This window comes from Oleiphilus sp. HI0132, from assembly GCF_001635845.1.
Genome location: NZ_LWGJ01001384.1, coordinates 1 through 606 on the forward strand (window position 1 = coordinate 1; position 606 = coordinate 606).

The 606-nt window shown below is 41.4% G+C and carries 1 pseudogene; it reads right to left on the reverse strand.

Annotation, left to right across the window (positions count from 1 at the left end):
* Window positions 1-288 (reverse strand): annotated as a pseudogene (locus A3766_RS21255) (hypothetical protein); the annotation flags it as partial.
* Window positions 289-606: the final 318 nt, after the last annotated feature.

The following is a 606-nucleotide window of genomic DNA, read 5'->3' on the forward strand; positions in this document are numbered from 1 at the left end:
ACCCCAAAACACCTTACCGACACCCGCTTGCAACTCCCAGGAATCGCCATAGTAGGTCCAGAGCGCTTCGCGTAAGTCAAAATGAGTGCGCTCATCATCCTCAAAGTCGTAACGACCAAACACCTTGGCAACAAAGTCTCCTTGCCCTAATGATGTATCGAATTCTATCTGCCCGCTTAGGGAGCTTTGAAATTGACTCTGATCGGCAAGCCCCTCTTCCACAAAGGTACGCGCTTGAAAACCTAACTCACCTTCAACACTCGCGAGGGCATTGCCACTACTAAGCATTAAAGCACTCGTAAGAAGCAAAGTAGAAGTTTTGTGGAAGATGGTATTTATTTTATTTGTCGATAGATTCAAGTTTTCGCCCGCCTTTTACTGTGCAATTTCGCTACATCATGCATGGGTAAAAAATGGCTTTCAATAAAATATATGGAAAAGTTCTTTCCAAAACATTTACAAAATACATTTTACTGTATACATTTACAGGTACTGGTTATTCACACAGATAAACATTAACTCAACCTAACGGACTACACGGCATGCTAAAGCTCACCAAGAGACAAAGCGAAGTATTGCAACTCATCAAACAAAATATTGATGAAA